Raw genomic sequence first — 15097 nt, 5'->3', positions numbered from 1 at the left:
CGGCGGAAAACGGAAAATTACTCCCGTGTAGTTTGGCACGCCCCTCCGACGGTTCCGCCGCGCCACCCGCTCAGAGCGTGCGGGCCACCTCGACCCAGCGCTCCAGGACGGCGGCCGCCGCGCCGGAGTCGACCGACTCGGCGGCCCGGCCCAGCCCGGCCCGCAGCGCCTCGGTCAGGTCGCCGTCCAGCGGCCCCTGGGTGGCCAGCGCGGCGGCGGAGTTGACCAGCACGGCGTCCCGCACCGGGCCGGTCTCACCGGCCAGCAGCCGGCGGGCCACCCCGGCGTTGTACGCCGCGTCCCCGCCCCGCAGGTCGGCCAGGGTGGACCGGGGTACCCCGAGGTCCGTCGCGTCCAGCACGGCCTCTCTGACGGTGCCCTGCTGGGCCACCCAGACCCGGGTGGGGGCGGCGGTGGTGAACTCGTCCAGGCCGTCCTCGCCGCGCATCACGATCGCCGAGTCGCCCCGCCCGGCGAAGACGGCCGCCATCACCGGCGCCATCCGCGCGTCGAAGCAGCCCACCGCGCCGGCCCGGGGACGGGCCGGGTTGGTCAGCGGGCCGAGGAAGTTGAAGAAGGTGGGTACGCCGATCTCGCGGCGGACCGGGCCGGCGTGCCGCATCCCCGGGTGGAACCGGCCGGCGAAGCAGAACCCGATCCCGGCCTCCTCGACGCAGCGGGCGACCTGCTCGGGCGCCAGGTCCAGCGGCACGCCGAGGAACTCCAGCAGGTCGGCGGTGCCGCAGAGCGAGGAGGCGGCCCGGTTGCCGTGCTTGACCACCCGGACGCCGGCGCCGGCCACCACCAGCGCGGTCATCGTGGAGATGTTCACGGTGTGGGCGAGGTCACCGCCGGTGCCGACCACGTCCAGCGCGGTGCGCCGCAGCTCCTCGGGCAGCTCGACCGGGACCGCCCGGCCGAGCATCGCCTGCACCAGGCCGGCCAGCTCGGCGGGGGTCTCGCCCTTGGCCCGCAGCGCCACCGCGAAGCCGGCGACCTGGGACGGGGCGGCCGCGCCGGTCATGATCTCGTCCATCGCCCACGCGGTGTCCGCGGTGGAGAGCTCGTCGCCGCGCAGCAGCGCGTTGAGCAGATGCGGCCAGGTCCGTTCGCCCATGGTGGGCCTCCCGAGCGGGCGTGGGTGCGGGTGGGACGGGGGCGGCGCCCGTCAGCCCGGGCGCCGGAGGCGCCGCCGAGCGCGCAGACTCAGGCGGCGGCGTGCGTACGCAGCAGCTCGGCGACCGTGGTGCCGGTGGTCACCGGGTCGAGCGGGTGCACCAGCGTGGCGTCGACCTGCGCGTACGCGGCGAGCCATCGGTCGGCGGAGCGGGCGATGACCACGCAGGTGGGCGGGGCGTCGTCCCGGTCGTCCTTGATCTGGCGGGCGATGCCGATGCCGCCGCCCGGGCTGGCCTCGCCGTCGAGCAGCATGAGGTCGATCTCGTAGTCGTCGACCAGTCGGATGCACTCGGCGTACGCGGCGGCCTCGACGAACTCGATCTCGAGGCCGGGCGCCGGGCGGGTGCCGACGGCCAGCCGCATCCGGTCACGGACCTGCGGGTCGTCGCTGTAGAGCAGGACGGTGCACTGACGATCGCTCATCGCTGGACTGGCTCCCACCTCGTAGCTGCCCGCTGATGGTACCCGCCGGTGTGGCGTACCCGACATCCCGCCCGGCCGGCCCCGCGCGGACGCCGCGTCGGCGCAGCTCAGGCCGGGGTGCCCGGGGTCGGGTTCGCGGTCGCTGCGGCCGCGGCGGCGTCGGCGGCGCGGTCGCGGGCCTCCTGGCGGTCCAGTTCGCGGTCGAGCCGGCGGGCCTCCCGCTCGGACTGCCGGATCCACTGGACGACCAGCACCGCGAGCATCGTCACGCTGACGAACTCGCCGCCGGCCCAGAGGATGCCGCCGGCGACCACCTGGTCGTTCCAGGGGTTCGACCAGGACAGGTTGAGCGACGGGTACCAGTCGCCGCCGAGCAGCGTGGTGCTCTGCATGATGGTGAGGCCGAGCACCGTGTGGAACGGCACGGAGAGCAGCATGAGCAGCGCCCGCGCCGGGTACGGCCACCGCCCCGGCAGCGGGTCGAGGCCGAGCAGCGGCCAGAAGAACACGCAGCCGGTGGCGATGAAGTGCGCGTGCACCAGCTCGTGCGCCCAGGCGTGCTCCAGCGTGTAGTGGTAGAGGCCACTGAAGTAGAGCGCGAACGGGTTCACCACGAAGATGCTGAACGCCACCAGCGGGAAGCTGTAGACCTTCGCGAACCGGCTGTGCACGACCGCCAGCAGCCGCTTGCGGGGGCGTACCGGCAGGGTGCGCAGGGCCAGGGTGACCGGGGCGCCCAGGGCGAGGAAGATCGGCGAGACCATCGACAGCACCATGTGCTGCACCATGTGCACCGACACCAGCGCCGTGTCGTACGCGTGCAGGCCGCTGACCGTGACCGCGGCGATGCCGCCGAGGCCCGGGCCGAGGAAGCAGATCGTCCGGAGGGCCGGCCAGGCGTCCCCGCGCAGCCGGAGCCGGTAGACCCCGTAGAGGTAGAGCCCGGCGGCCAGCACCAGCCCGAGGGCGAGCCAGCTGTCCAGCCGGGTCTCGGTGAAGACCCGGGCGACGGTGAACGGCGGCGGGACGGCCTCGCCACCGGCGGCGAGGACCGCCGACGGGCCCGCCGAGGTCGCGGCGAAGATCGAATCGACGTGCAGCACGCTTTTCAGGCTAGGCCAGGCGAATTGGACCGCCACGATCGGGCCATCCCTTGCCCGGGTTTGGCCCCCCGCTGATCGCCCGCCCCGGTCAAGGGCAATAATGACCGCGTGACTGCGGCCCCAGCCATTGACAAGAGCCGGATCCACTCCCTGACCCGACCCAACATGGTCAGCGTCGGGACGATCGTGTGGCTCTCCAGCGAACTCATGTTCTTCGCGGCGCTGTTCGCGATGTACTTCTCCATCCGCGCGGCAGCGCCGGAGCAGTGGGAGAAGCACACCGAGGGACTCAACATCCCCTACGCGACCACCTTCACGGTGATCCTGGTGCTGTCCTCGGTGACCTGCCAGCTCGGTGTCTTCGCGGCGGAGAAGGGCGACGTCCACGCCCTGCGGCGTTGGTTCACCATCACCTTCGTGATGGGCCTGATCTTCGTGCTCGGCCAGGCCAACGAGTACCGCACCCTGGTGCACGAGGGCGTGAAGATCAACGAAGACGGTTACGGGTCGATGTTCTACCTCACCACCGGCTTCCACGGCCTGCACGTGACCGGCGGCCTGATCGCCTTCATCATCTTCATGATCCGCACCACCATGGGCCGGTTCACCCCGGCGCAGGCCACCTCGGCGATCGTCGTGTCGTACTACTGGCACTTCGTCGACGTGGTGTGGATCGCGCTCTACGCCATGATCTACTGGCTCCAGTGATCTTGGCGCGTCACGAACCGCGCCGCTGCTCCGTCCCCTGAGACAAGGTCCAACCGGTTAAGGACACAGGTCATGACTTCTGACAACGACCGCCGACGCGGTCTGCTCGCGCGCCTGCGCGGGCGGCCCGTAGCGCGCAGCAGGGGCCGCCGCCGGCTGGGCGCCGCGGTCCGGCTGATCGCCGCGCTGACGCTGGCCGGCGGCGCCTACACCGTCTTCGCCCCTGGCGTGCAGGCGCAGGAAAACCCGCCGCTGACCGGCGCCGCCGCCGAGGGCAAGGCGCTGTTCGACGTGAGCTGCGTGACCTGCCACGGTCGCAACGCGCAGGGTGTCGAGGGTCGTGGCCCGAGCCTGGTCGGCGTGGGCGCCGCCTCGGTCGAGTTCCAGGTGGGCACCGGCCGCATGCCGATGGCCCGACAGGAGGCCCAGGCCCAGCGCAAGCCCCCGGTCTTCACCGACGAGCAGGTGCGCCAGCTCGCCCAGTACGTCCAGGAGCTCGGTGGCGGCCCGCAGGTCCCCGAGGGTCACCTGCGTGAGGGCGCCGACGTGGCGACCGGCGGCGAGCTGTTCCGGATCAACTGCTCGCAGTGCCACGCCTTCGGTGGTGGCGGCGGCGCGCTCTCCTCGGGCAAGTTCGCCCCGAGCCTGCGCCCGGCCAGCGACCGGCAGATCTACGCCGCGATGCTGAGCGGCCCGCAGAACATGCCGGTGTTCGGCGACAACCAGATCACCCCGGAGCAGAAGGCGGACATCATCGCCTACATCCAGGAGACGCTGAAGCACGACCAGGACCAGGGTGGGTTCAACCTCGGCCGGTACGGCCCCTCCACCGAGGGCCTGGCGATCTTCCTGATCGGAATCGTCGCGCTGGTCTTCGCCAGCCTGTGGATTGCGGGCAAGTCGTGACCCGGTCGAACGTCAGTACCATTGCCGTGGTGCCGTGCGTCGGCACCGCCCGTAGCGAGGTGACGGCATGAGCACCCACACCGAGCACCAGACCCCGCAGGGTCGGGAGCCGCTCGACGTCCTGGACCCCCGGCTGTCCCGGTTCGACATCGTCCAGGAGGGCGCGCGTCGGGACGACATCGAGATCGTCCACTACGAGGAGCAGGTGGCGCCGGGCAGCAAGGCCGAGCGCCGGCTGACCCGTACGGTCGCCTCGTTCTTCCTCCTCACCGGCCTCGCGGCCACCGCCTTCCTGGTCATCTACATCTGGTGGCCGTGGAAGTGGGAGGCCGGCCGCGGCGGTGACAAGTGGTACACCCCGCTGCTCGGCCTCACCCTGGGCGTCGCGCTCCTGGCCGTCGGCTTCGGCATCCTCACCTGGGGCAAGAAGCTGCTGCCCAAGGAGGTCTCGATCCAGGGCCGGCACGACCAGCCGGGAGCGCCGGAGGATCGCAAGATCACCGGGGAGACCATGCTCTACCTGGCCGACGAGATGGGCGTGCGGCGTCGTCCGCTGCTCGGCGTCTCGCTGGCGGCGGGCCTGCTGCCGGTGGGCGCGGTCGTCGCGGCCCCGCTGATCGGTGGCCTGATCTCGCAGCCGCACAAGAACAACCAGATGTTCACCACCGGCTTCGCGCCGGCCGAGGGCGGCCGCAAGATCCGGCTGGTCCGTGAGGACGGCCGGCCGATCCGCCCGGCCGACGTCAGCGCCGGTGGCCAGCTGACCGTCTTCCCCGGCATCGAGCACGGCGTGAGCAACAAGCACGCCGACTCGCCGACCCTGCTGATCCACCTGCGCGAGACGGACGCCCAGGAGTCCCGCGACGCCAACGCGCGGGTGGGCCGCCAGGACTTCATGTGGGGCAACTACGCGGCGTTCTCCAAGATCTGCACGCACGCCGGCTGCCCGGCGAGCCTGTACGAGCAGCAGACCAACCGGCTGCTCTGCCCGTGCCACCAGTCGCAGTTCCTGATCACCGACAACGCCCGGCCCATCTTCGGTCCGGCCAGCCGTCGGCTGCCGCAGCTGCCCATCGAGGTGGACGAGGAGGGCTTCTTCGTGGCGAAGTCCGACTACACCGAAACCATCGGCCCCGACTTCTGGGAGCGGCCATGAAGCGCCGAAAGTTCGACGTAGCAGCGGTGCCGGCCAAGACGGCCGGGGCGGTGGACGACCGGTTCCAGGTGGCCACCCCGCTGCGCAAGCTGCTCAACAAGGTCTTCCCGGACCACTGGTCGTTCCTGCTCGGCGAGATCGCGCTCTTCTCGTTCGTCGTGCTGCTGCTGACCGGTGTCTTCCTGACCTTCTTCTTCGAGCCGGCGATGACCGAGGTGGTCTACGACGGCAGCTACGCCCCGCTGCGGGGCACGCCGATGTCGGCCGCGTACGCCTCCAGCCTGGACCTGTCGTTCGACGTCCGGGGTGGTCTGATCATGCGGCAGATGCACCACTGGGCGGCGCTGCTGTTCATGGCCTCGATCGTCGTGCACATGCTGCGGGTCTTCTTCACCGGCGCGTTCCGCAAGCCGCGTGAGACGAACTGGATCATCGGCTCGCTGCTGTTCTGGGTCGGCTTCCTGGCCGGCTTCACCGGCTACTCGCTGCCGGACGACGGCCTCTCCGGCACCGGTCTGCGGATCGCCTCCGGCATCATGCTGTCGATCCCGGTGATCGGGACCTGGGTCACCTCGTCGATCTTCGGCGGCGAGTTCCCGGGCGAGATCCTCATCAGCCGGGCTTTCATCGCCCACGTGCTGCTGATCCCCGGTCTGCTGGTGGCGCTGATCAGCGTCCACCTGGGCCTGGTCTTCAAGCAGAAGCACACCCAGTGGCCCGGCCCCGGCCGGACCAACGAGAACGTGGTCGGCGAGCGGATGTTCCCGCGCTACGCGCTCAAGCAGGGCGGCTTCTTCATGGTCGTCTTCGGCGTGATCGCGCTGATGGGTGGCCTCTTCCAGATCAACCCGATCTGGTACTTCGGCCCGTACGAGGCGTGGGTGGTCTCGGCCGCCAGCCAGCCCGACTGGTACGTCATGTTCCTCGACGGCTCGACCCGACTCATGCCGGCCTGGGAGATCAACATCCCGATCGGCGACGGGTACGTCATCCCGCCGCTGTTCTGGCCGACGGTCGTGCTGCCGGGCATCCTGGTCGCGATCTCCCTGTTCTACCCGTTCATGGAGGCGCGGCACCTCAAGGACCGCAAGCACCACAACCTGCTCCAGCGGCCCCGGGACGTGCCGGCCCGGACCGCGGCGGGCGCCATGGCGGTGTCGTTCTTCGTGGTGCTGACCCTCTCCGGCGGCAACGACGTGATCGCGGACAAGTTCCAGATCAGCCTCAACGCGATGACCTGGGCGGGCCGGATCGGCCTGCTGGTGGTCCCGCCGCTGGCGTACTACGTGGCGTACCGGCTCTGCCTCGGTCTCCAGCAGCACGACCGGGAGGTGCTGGCCCACGGTGTGGAGACCGGCATCATCCGGCGCCTGCCGGACGGCCGGTTCGTCGAGGTCCACCAGCCGCTCAGCGCGGCCGACGGCCACGACGGGCACGGCGAGCTGGACTACGTCGGCTGGGTGGTGCCGAAGAAGATGAACCGGCTCGGGGCTCTCGGCCCGGCCATCCGGGGCTTCTTCTACCCGATCGAGAAGCCGGCCGAGGCGCCGGTCTCGCCGGGGCACCCGCCGGTCGAGCCCCGCCCCGAGCGGGAGGAGATCGGCAGCGGCGAGAGCCGTCGCTGACGACGTACTCGACCGTGGCGCCCGCCGGAGTTCTCCGGCGGGCGCCACGTCCATTTCCGCGACGTTCGTCCGGGTCCGCCCTGCCTACCCCGCAACCCGCCCACTGACGGGTGGAAACGCAGGAATAACCCCCGCCAGCCGGGTATCCGTGCGGTCCAACGTCAACGGGGAGGGAAACATGTTGGGAATCAAACGCCTCGGCCTGCTGGCCGCGCTGGTGCTGGTCGGTCTGGCGCCTGCCGCGGCCGTGCAGGCCGCGGCACAGCCGTCGACGCAGGACAGCCAGTATCTGCAGGCGGTGCACCAGTCCAACCTGTTCGAGATCAAGGCTGGTGAGCTGGCCCGGGAGAAGGGCCAGAACCAGGAGGTCAAGCGGCTCGGCGAGATGTTCAAGACCGACCACACCCAGCTCGACCAGTCGGTCCAGCAGACCGCTTCCCAGTTGGGTGTGCAGCTGCCGGGTGAGCCGACCGCCGACCAGCGGCAGATCCTCGACCGGCTGAAGAACGCCAGGGGCGAGGAGTTCGACCGGCAGTGGGTGACCGCGCAGCTCGCCGCGCACCTCCAGGCGATCCAGGCCACCCAGACCGAGATCTCGCAGGGTCAGGAGCAGTCGGTGATCCAGTTGGCGCAGACCGCGCTGCCGGTGCTCCAGGCGCACTACGACGAGCTGGTGAACCTCGCGCAGCAGCTGGGCATCCCGGTGCCGCAAGCCAGCGCCACCGGCACGCCCAGCCCGAGCGGCACCACCACGCCGGCGCCGGGCGGCACCGAATCCCCGGGCGGCACCGAGTCGCCGGGCACCACCGAGACGCCGGCTCCGGGCACCAGCTGACGTCACCGCACGGCCGACGGTGGCCGGCCCGCCCTCCGGGGTGGGCCGGCCACCGCGCGTCAACCGGTCAGTCGGCGCCGGCCAGCCCGATCGCGAACGCCTCCTCCAGGTCGTGCTGGGAGTACGCCCGGAACGCGATGTGCGACTCGGTGTTGAGCACGCCGGGCACCTTGGAGATGCTGCCGGCGATGACCTGGGCGATCTGCTCGAACTCCCGGACCCGGACCATGGCGATCAGGTCGACGTGCCCGGCCACCGAGTAGACCTCGCTGACGCCGGGCAGGTTGGCCAGGGTCTCGGCCACCTCGGGAATCGAGTCGGTGGCGCAGTCGATCAGGACGATCGCGGTGATCACTGGACGCTTCTCCGTTCGTCGACGTCGTGGCTCATGCTAGTGCCGCGTCTGTCACGTCTGCCGGTTTGTGGCCCATGAGAAGTGTCGTAGGGGTGGTGTTGGCTTTGGTTCGTGCCTCGTCGTCGTGATCCGTCTGCGCCTCGGGTGGTTCATCGGACGGCGCGGGTTGGGTTGCGGGTGACGGCGGGGCAGCGGCGGCGGTGTTTCGGAGTGCTGCGGTCGGCTGCGGATGTGTGGGCGTGTGTGTTGGAGGTCAACGCGTGGCGCCGCCGCCGCGGGGACGCGGCCCTGGTCGGTTATCAGGAGTTGTGCCGGGAGTTGGCAACCTCGGGGCCGGGCACATTCGCCGAGTTGGACTCCACGGGCGCGCGGTCGGTGTTGCGTCGGTTCTCGGATGCGTGGTTCGCGGCGGCGAAACGCCGCAAGGACGGGGATCTGTCGGCGCGGTTCCCGCGTCGCCGGCGTGGGTTGATGCCGGTGCGCTGGTATCACGGCACGTTCACCATCGACGGGCGCCGGGTGCGGATCCCCACCGCCAGAGGCACAGCGCCGTTGTGGGTGCGTCTGGCGCGGGAGGTGCCGTATCCGGCCGAGCAGGTCCGGTCGATCACCCTTCTGTGCGAAGCCGGCCGGCTGTTCCTAGAGGTGACCGCCGAGGTCCCGGTGACGACCTACCAGCCCGGTGAGGAGCCGGATGCGGGTCGGGTGGCGGGGGTGGATCTGGGGATCATCCACCCGTACGCGGTGGCCGGCCCTGACGGGGAGGGGCTGTTGGTGTCCGGGCGGGCGATCCGCGCCGAGCATCGCATGCACCTGGCTGACACGAAGGCCCGCCGCCGGGCCGTAGCCGGCCGGGCGCCAAAGCCGGGCGAGCGGGGGTCGCGGCGGTGGCGGCAGTACCGTCGGCGGGCTCGGCGGGTGGAGGGCCGGCATCGGCGGCGGATCCGCCAAGCCCAGCATGAAGCCGCCCGCACAGTGGTCTCCTGGGCCGCACGACAGCGGGTGGGCGTGCTGCACGTCGGTGACCCCCGCGGCGTGCTCGACCTGCCTGCGGGGCGGCGGCACAACCTACGGCTGCGGCAGTGGCAGATCGGCCGGCTGATCCAGGTCCTCACCGACAAGGCCACTCTGGCCGGGATCACCGTGCGGCTGGTCGACGAGCGCGGCACCTCCTCCACCTGCCCCGCCTGCCGGAAGAGGGTGCCCAAACCTCCTGGGCGGACCCTGTTCTGCCCACGCTGCACATTCTCCGGGCACCGCGACCTGGTCGCGGCCGCCAGCATCGCCACCCGCACCCCGGGTGGCGGAACCACCACCAGCGCAGCGCCCGTGCTGCCGCAGGTGGTCACGCACCGTCGAGCCGGCCGACACCTTCCTGGTGCCGGCCAGTCCCGGCGTGACCCCCGCCGCCCCGCGCACTACTGGCGGCGTGAGGGCCCAGTTGGCCCGCGGAGGCCCGCCCCACCACCCGGTGGGGAGTCGCTCGCCCCACGGCGAGGATCCACAACGCCCAACCGGAAACCCGGCAAACGTCAGTGGACACCGCACTAGATGGTCACCGGCCGGCGCAGGACCGGTCCGGCGCGGGCCCGCTCAGCCCGCCGGCACGGTCAGCGCGTCGCCGGCCCGGATCACGTCGCACAGCCGTTCGCCCTCCTCGACGATGGCGCCGGGCCAGACCACCACCCGCTCGACGTCGCCGCGGACCACCGCGCCCGCCCCGACCACCGCGCGGCGCACCCGGCCGGTCACGGTGGCGCCGGGATCGAGCAGTTCGCCGTCGCCGGCGGCGTGCAGGTTGGCCGCCAGGTAGTCGGCCGGGGTGCCGGTGTCGTAGAACGTGCCGGGGTACGGCACCACCTCCAGCGCCCCGGCCGCCTCCGCCGGCCGCCACACCGCCCGGACCAGGTCGCCGAAGGTCGCCGGCAGCTCCCGGACGAGCCGCCAGGGCAGCAGGGAGAACCCGGTGAACTGGTGCCCGTGGAACGTCCCGGGGGCCGCCGGGTCCGCGGCGGGCTGGCCGAGCAGGCGTACGCTCCGCCCGTCCCAGCCGTCGAGCAGCGCGGCGATGTCCGGCCCGGGGGCGGCCGCCGGATCGGCGAGGTACGCGTCGGCGTTGCCGATCAGCACGCCGCGCCCGGCGATCCAGTCCCGCAGCTTGCCCACGCCGCCGGCGGTGCCCAGCGGGGTGCCCGGCTCGACGGAGAGGTGGGCCCGGGCGCCGACGTGGGCGACCACCTGGTCGGCGAGGTAGCTGGCGTTGACCGCTACCGTCCCGGGACCGGTCAGGCCCAGCCCGGCGAGTCGGGCCAGCGCGCGGTCCAGCAGCGGCACGTTGCCGACCGGGCAGAGCGCCTTGGGCACCCGCTTGGTGAGCGGCCGCAGCCGGGTCCCCTCGCCGGCGGCGAGCACCACCGCGCAGATCCCCGCCGGCGGCACCGGCGCCGGGTGGCTGGCCGTCTGGGGCGACGGCCGGTCGGGGATCGCGGTCACGCCGCTCGGCCGGTGGGCGGGATCTGCCCGGCCAGCGGCCCGATGCCGTAGTGGCCGAGCAGGAAGGCGGTGGCCCGGCTGAGCCGGGGCAGGTCGTCCAGCGGGTGCCAGGCGGCCTCGTAGACCTCCGCGCCGTCCACCGTCAGCTCGGTGGTCGACGCCGGCACCTCCGCCTCGAAGACCATGTCGACCCAGCCCTTGGCGTGCACCAGGGCGTTGGGGACGGCCGGGCGGAGCCGGTCGGGGGAGAGCCGGATGCCCGACTCCTCGTACAGCTCGCGGGCCGCGCCGACGACCGGGGCCTCGGCGCGCTCGAGCAGGCCGGCGGGGAGGGTCCAGCTGTACCCGGGCGGTTGGCGCAGCAGCAGGAGCCGGCCGATCCCCTCGGCCTCGCTGTCCCGGACCAGGGTGACCGCGCCGACGACGTACTTCGGCACGGCGAGCCGAACCAGGCGGCGGCGCATCCCCACCGGAAGGCGGTAGAAGACCTTGTAGGCGACGGCCCGGCCGGTGGCGCGCGAGCGGGGGATCATGACTCCAGGCTAGGCCCTCGGCCCCTCACCCGCGCCCCGGCCCCACCACCCGCGTCGGGACGGCTGGACCGGCCGGGGATCACTGGCGATGGTCGACCAGGTCGATGAGCTGCCGGACGACGGTGTCCGGCTCGACCGCCCGGTCGAAGACCGCCACCAGCAGGGTCTCCAGGTCGGGGTAGCCGAGTTCCTCGGAGAGCCGCAGCAGCGGCAGGTCGCTGGCCAGTCCCCGGTCGTGCTTGCGCAGCGCCAGCCCGATCGTCGCCCGGCCGAGGCGTACCTTGTCGGCGATCGAGATGCCCGGTTCGGTGTGCTCGGCGAACCAGCGGCTGATCTGCATCTGCGCGTGCGGCGACTTGACGAAGCCGAGCCACTCGCGCCGGGGCCCGCGCGGCGCCGAGTCGGCCTCGAAGCCGCTCTCCGCGTCGTTCTCCGTGAAGATCTCCACCACGTCGCCCTCGTCCAGTTCGGACGAGAGCGGCGCCAGCCGGCCGTTGATCCGGGCGGCCAGGCAGTGGTCGCCCCGCTCGGCGCCCAGCTCGTACGCCAGGTCGACCGGGGTGGCCCCGGCCGGGAGCACGACCTGCTTCCCGTCGGCGACCACCTGGATCTGGGTCTCGGCCAGGTCGCAGCGCAGCGACTGGAGGAACTGGGCCGGGTCGGGGGCCTCCTGCTCCCAGTCGAGCACCCGTCGCAGCCAGGCGAGTTGCTCCGCCTGGGCCGCCTCGCCAGAGGTGCGGGGGAAGCGGAAGTCGGCGGCGACGCCGTACTCGGCGGAGCGGTGCATCTCGCGAGTGCGGATCAGCACCTCGACGGTGCGGTCCTGCGGGCCGCAGACGCTGGTGTGCAGCGACCGGTAGAGGTTGTTCTTCGGGGAGGCGATGAAGTCCTTGAAGCGGCCGGGGACGGGCCGCCAGCGCCCGTGCACCGCGCCGAGCGCGGCGTAGCAGTCGGTGGCCGGGCCGTCCACCACGATCACGATCCGGGGCAGGTCGAACGGGGCGGTGTGGCCGCCGGCGACGGTGTCCTTCCAGATCGAGTAGAGGTGCCGGGGCCGGGGGCTCACCTCGGCGTCGACCCGACTGCGGCGCAGCGCCGTCCTGGTCTGGGCGACCACGTCGTCCAGGTAGGCGTCCCACCCGGGCCGGTCGTGCACGTGCCGGGCGATCCGGGCGTGCTCCTCGGGATGCAGGTGCAGCAGCACCACGTCGTCCAGTTCGCGTTTGAGGGTCTGGATGCCCAGCCGGTCGCAGAGCGGGACGAGCACCTCCTGGGTCTTGCGGGCGATCCGCTCGCGGGACGCCGCCGAGCGCACGCCGAGGGTACGCATGTTGTGCAGCCGGTCGGCCAGCTTGATGATCAGCACCCGGACGTCCTTGCCCGCCGCGATGATCATTTTGCGGATCGTCTCCGCCTCGGCGGCCTTGCCGTAGAACTCCTTGTCGAACTTGGTCACCCCGTCGACCAGGTGGGCCACCGCGCGGCCGAAGTCCTCACAGAGCGCCTGGAGCGTGTAGCGGGTGTCCTCCACCGTGTCGTGCAGCAGCGCCGCCACCAGGGTGGTGGTGTCCATGCCGAGGTCGGCGCAGATCTGGGCGACCGCCAGCGGGTGGGTGATGTACGGCTCGCCGCTCTTGCGGAACTGGCCGCGGTGCATGTTCTCCGCGATCGTGTACGCCCGGCGCAGCACCGACGTCTCGGCGCTGGCGTGGATGCCCCGGTGGGTGCGGACCAGGTGGTTGACCGGGTCGGTGTCGTTGGTCGGCCAGGTGAGCAGGGACCGCAGCCGGCGGGCCAGCGGCAGCTCCCCGGGCTGGGTCGGGAGCGCGCCCCCCAGGGCGGCGCCGTGTCCGGCGTCGACGTCCACGAGGGACACCTCCTCACCCCGGCTCCGCGATCACCATCTCTGGTAACCGGAAGCAGGCCCACGAAACGGGCAGGACTGCACTCCCTTAACAGCCTAAGTCAGTCACCGTCGTCCGATCGGTCACTTGCTCATGAGCGTTCGGTCGAGAGTTGGTGGGATCCGCCGTTCTCGGCCTTGGCCAGCAGGTCGCGGAAGCGGCCCGCGCCGGACACCGGCGAGGACCACTCGGAGGACATCTCCACCAGCCGCGTCTCCGGTCGCTCCAACCAGGACAGGATGCGTTCGGTCTCCTCGGCGGAGGCGCGGGGCACCGGCCCGTGGCCGGGCTCCACCGTCTCGGCGGTGGCCCGGATCGCGGTGATGGTCGGTCGAGGATGGACCCCGGGCGGGCCGACCCCCGCCCCGGCGAGCCGGCCGTGCCGGACCAGCGCCAGCTCCCAGCCGCCGCCGGGGGCACGCCGGGCCGCGGTCAGCTCGGCGATCCGGGTCAGCCCGGCCAGCCGCTGCATGCGTACGCTCGCCCGCAGCACCGCCGCCAGCCGGGAGCGCACCACCGCCGCCTCCTCGTAGCGCTGGCCCGCCGACAGCGTCTCGATCCGGGTGAGCAGGGCGTCGACCACCACCTGCGGGTCGCTGGCCGTCGCCGTGCGGAACGGGGCGGCGGCGCGGTGGTCGTACTCCTCGGGGGTGATCCGGTGCTCGCAGGGCGCCGGGCAGCGACCCAGCTCGGCCAGCGCGCAGGCCGGCGTGACCGTGCGCAGCGAGAGCCGGTGGGTGCACTGGCGCAGCGGGACGGCGTCGTGGAAGCCGGCGGCAGCCAGCTCGGCGGCCTGCTTGGAGCGGAACGGCCCCAGGTAGGCGGTGTCGCCGGGGGCGAGGCTGCGCACCACCGACAGCCGCGGATAGGGGCCGTCGGTCAGCTTGAGCCAGACCATCCGCTCCGGGAACTTGGAGCGCCGGTTGTACGGCGGGGCGTGCGCCGCGATCAGCCGCAGCTCGCGGACCTCGGCTTCCAGCGGGTGGGCGCACTCGACCGCCTCCACCCGCTCGGCGGCGGCCAGCATCTCCGAGATCCGGGCCCGCTTCTCCGCCGCGGTGAAGTAGCTGCGCACCCGGGTGGCGATGTCGCCGGAGGTGCCGACGTAGAGCGGCCGGTCGTCGGCGGCCCGGAAGATGTAGACCCCGGGCACCTTGGGCAGGCCCTCGGCGAGGTGCCGCTTGCGGCGCTGGGTGGGGGTGACCGCGCGGGCGAACTCGATGGCCTCGCCGACCGTGTCCACCCGGTGCCCGCCCAGCCGCCCGATCAGCCCGTGCAGCACGTCGACGGTGGCCTTGGCGTCGTCCAGCGCGCGGTGGGTGGGCTGGGTGGCGGTGCGGAAGTAGGCGGCGAGGGTGCCGAGCTTGCGGTTGGGCACCTCGTCGCGGGTGAGCACCCGGCGGGCCAGGGCGGCGGTGTCGAGCACCCGCGGGTTGGGCCAGCGGTAGCCGTGCTTCGCGCAGGCCGCCTTGAGGAAGCCCACGTCGTAGGGGGCGTTGTGGGCGACCAGCACGGCGTCGGAGATGAACTCCAGGAAGCTCGGCAGCACCTGCTCGATCGGCGGGGCCGGGATCAGCATGGCCTGGGTGATGCCGGTCAGCACGGTGATGAACGGCGGGATCGGCACCCCGGGGTTGACCAGGGTGGCCAGCACGCCCAGCTCCTCGCCGCCGCGCACCTTGACCGCGCCGATCTCGGTGATGCCGCCGCCGTCCGGGGCGCCGCCCGTCGTCTCCAGGTCGACCACCACGAAGGTCGTCGCGTAGAGCGGCAGCGCCGGGTCCACCCCGCCGCCCGCTGTCGGATCCAGACCGGCCAGCGTCTGCTGGACGTACTCGCCAGGTGCCACGCGCGGCAGGTTAGCGGCCCGGTCCGAC

General features: G+C 72.3%; 14 protein-coding genes. 6 read left to right on the top strand and 8 right to left on the bottom strand.

What is annotated here, in order from left to right; all coding sequences use genetic code 11:
- Nucleotides 1-70: 70 nt before the first annotated feature.
- The 3 genes from trpD to ACTWM8_RS22240 form a co-directional block, all read right to left on the bottom strand.
- Complete coding sequence (trpD, locus tag ACTWM8_RS22250) at nt 71-1117, bottom strand: anthranilate phosphoribosyltransferase (protein WP_446210721.1); 1047 nt, start codon at nt 1115-1117, stop codon at nt 71-73.
- A gap of 89 nt (nt 1118-1206) precedes the next feature.
- Nucleotides 1207-1602 carry a hypothetical protein gene (locus ACTWM8_RS22245; protein ID WP_446210720.1) on the bottom strand — a complete coding sequence of 132 codons (396 nt, stop codon included), beginning with the start codon at nt 1600-1602 and terminating at the stop codon, nt 1207-1209.
- Between the two features lie 107 nt (nt 1603-1709).
- Nucleotides 1710-2705, bottom strand: a complete 996-nt coding sequence (locus tag ACTWM8_RS22240) for a cytochrome c oxidase assembly protein (RefSeq protein ID WP_446210719.1) — start codon at nt 2703-2705, stop codon at nt 1710-1712.
- A 108-nt stretch (nt 2706-2813) separates the two neighbouring features.
- Here ACTWM8_RS22240 and ctaE point away from each other — a divergent pair, with 108 nt between their 5' ends.
- From ctaE to ACTWM8_RS22215, 5 genes are all read left to right on the top strand, one after another.
- Entirely contained in the window at nt 2814-3413 is a 600-nt protein-coding gene (gene ctaE, locus ACTWM8_RS22235; RefSeq protein ID WP_446210718.1) for an aa3-type cytochrome oxidase subunit III, read from the top strand.
- Nucleotides 3414-3485: 72 nt separating this feature from the next.
- A complete protein-coding gene (gene qcrC, locus ACTWM8_RS22230; protein ID WP_446210717.1) occupies nt 3486-4319 on the top strand; it encodes a cytochrome bc1 complex diheme cytochrome c subunit in 834 nt (277 codons plus the stop codon).
- Between the two features lie 67 nt (nt 4320-4386).
- Nucleotides 4387-5475, top strand: a complete 1089-nt coding sequence (gene qcrA, locus ACTWM8_RS22225; RefSeq protein ID WP_446210716.1) for a cytochrome bc1 complex Rieske iron-sulfur subunit — start codon at nt 4387-4389, stop codon at nt 5473-5475.
- A complete protein-coding gene (gene qcrB, locus ACTWM8_RS22220; protein WP_446210715.1) occupies nt 5472-7100 on the top strand; it encodes a cytochrome bc1 complex cytochrome b subunit in 1629 nt (542 codons plus the stop codon). The genes qcrA and qcrB overlap by 4 nt, the downstream gene beginning before the upstream one ends.
- A gap of 178 nt (nt 7101-7278) precedes the next feature.
- Nucleotides 7279-7935: a DUF4142 domain-containing protein gene (locus ACTWM8_RS22215; protein ID WP_446210714.1), complete on the top strand. Its 657-nt coding sequence runs from the start codon at nt 7279-7281 to the stop codon at nt 7933-7935.
- Between the two features lie 67 nt (nt 7936-8002).
- On the opposite strand, the gene ACTWM8_RS22210 is transcribed toward ACTWM8_RS22215, so the two are convergent.
- Nucleotides 8003-8290 (bottom strand): Lrp/AsnC family transcriptional regulator, encoded by a 288-nt coding sequence (locus ACTWM8_RS22210; protein WP_088961047.1) that lies wholly within the window; start codon nt 8288-8290, stop codon nt 8003-8005.
- A 111-nt stretch (nt 8291-8401) separates the two neighbouring features.
- Here ACTWM8_RS22210 and ACTWM8_RS22205 point away from each other — a divergent pair, with 111 nt between their 5' ends.
- Nucleotides 8402-9841, top strand: coding sequence for an RNA-guided endonuclease InsQ/TnpB family protein (locus ACTWM8_RS22205; RefSeq protein WP_446210713.1), 1440 nt, complete (start codon nt 8402-8404; stop codon nt 9839-9841).
- Nucleotides 9842-9883: 42 nt separating this feature from the next.
- Here the strand turns inward: ACTWM8_RS22205 and ACTWM8_RS22200 are convergent, their stop codons facing one another.
- The 4 genes from ACTWM8_RS22200 to ACTWM8_RS22185 all read right to left on the bottom strand — a co-directional run bounded on the left by ACTWM8_RS22200 (nt 9884) and on the right by ACTWM8_RS22185 (nt 15069).
- On the bottom strand, nt 9884-10729 hold the full coding sequence (locus ACTWM8_RS22200) for a sugar phosphate nucleotidyltransferase (protein WP_446214634.1): 846 nt from the start codon (nt 10727-10729) through the stop codon (nt 9884-9886).
- A 50-nt stretch (nt 10730-10779) separates the two neighbouring features.
- Entirely contained in the window at nt 10780-11316 is a 537-nt protein-coding gene (locus tag ACTWM8_RS22195; protein WP_446210712.1) for an NUDIX hydrolase, read from the bottom strand.
- A gap of 79 nt (nt 11317-11395) precedes the next feature.
- Entirely contained in the window at nt 11396-13183 is a 1788-nt protein-coding gene (locus tag ACTWM8_RS22190) for a RelA/SpoT family protein (RefSeq protein WP_446214633.1), read from the bottom strand.
- A 128-nt stretch (nt 13184-13311) separates the two neighbouring features.
- On the bottom strand, nt 13312-15069 hold the full coding sequence (locus ACTWM8_RS22185) for a DEDD exonuclease domain-containing protein (RefSeq protein ID WP_446210711.1): 1758 nt from the start codon (nt 15067-15069) through the stop codon (nt 13312-13314).
- Nucleotides 15070-15097: the final 28 nt, after the last annotated feature.

The sequence above is a fragment of the Micromonospora sp. IBSANI012 genome, assembly GCF_052814045.1.
This window is presented reverse-complemented; position numbering and strand designations above follow the sequence as displayed.

Excerpts from the sequence above, each read along its gene's own strand:
- qcrB (WP_446210715.1), top strand. The coding sequence starts at position 5,472 with ATGAAGCGCCGAAAGTTCGACGTAGCAGCGGTGCCGGCCAAGACGGCC.
- qcrC (WP_446210717.1), top strand. The coding sequence starts at position 3,486 with ATGACTTCTGACAACGACCGCCGACGCGGTCTGCTCGCGCGCCTGCGC.
- trpD (WP_446210721.1), bottom strand. The coding sequence starts at position 1,117 with ATGGGCGAACGGACCTGGCCGCATCTGCTCAACGCGCTGCTGCGCGGC.
- ACTWM8_RS22215 (WP_446210714.1), top strand. The coding sequence starts at position 7,279 with ATGTTGGGAATCAAACGCCTCGGCCTGCTGGCCGCGCTGGTGCTGGTC.
- qcrA (WP_446210716.1), top strand. The coding sequence starts at position 4,387 with ATGAGCACCCACACCGAGCACCAGACCCCGCAGGGTCGGGAGCCGCTC.
- ACTWM8_RS22195 (WP_446210712.1), bottom strand. The coding sequence starts at position 11,316 with ATGATCCCCCGCTCGCGCGCCACCGGCCGGGCCGTCGCCTACAAGGTC.
- ACTWM8_RS22245 (WP_446210720.1), bottom strand. The coding sequence starts at position 1,602 with ATGAGCGATCGTCAGTGCACCGTCCTGCTCTACAGCGACGACCCGCAG.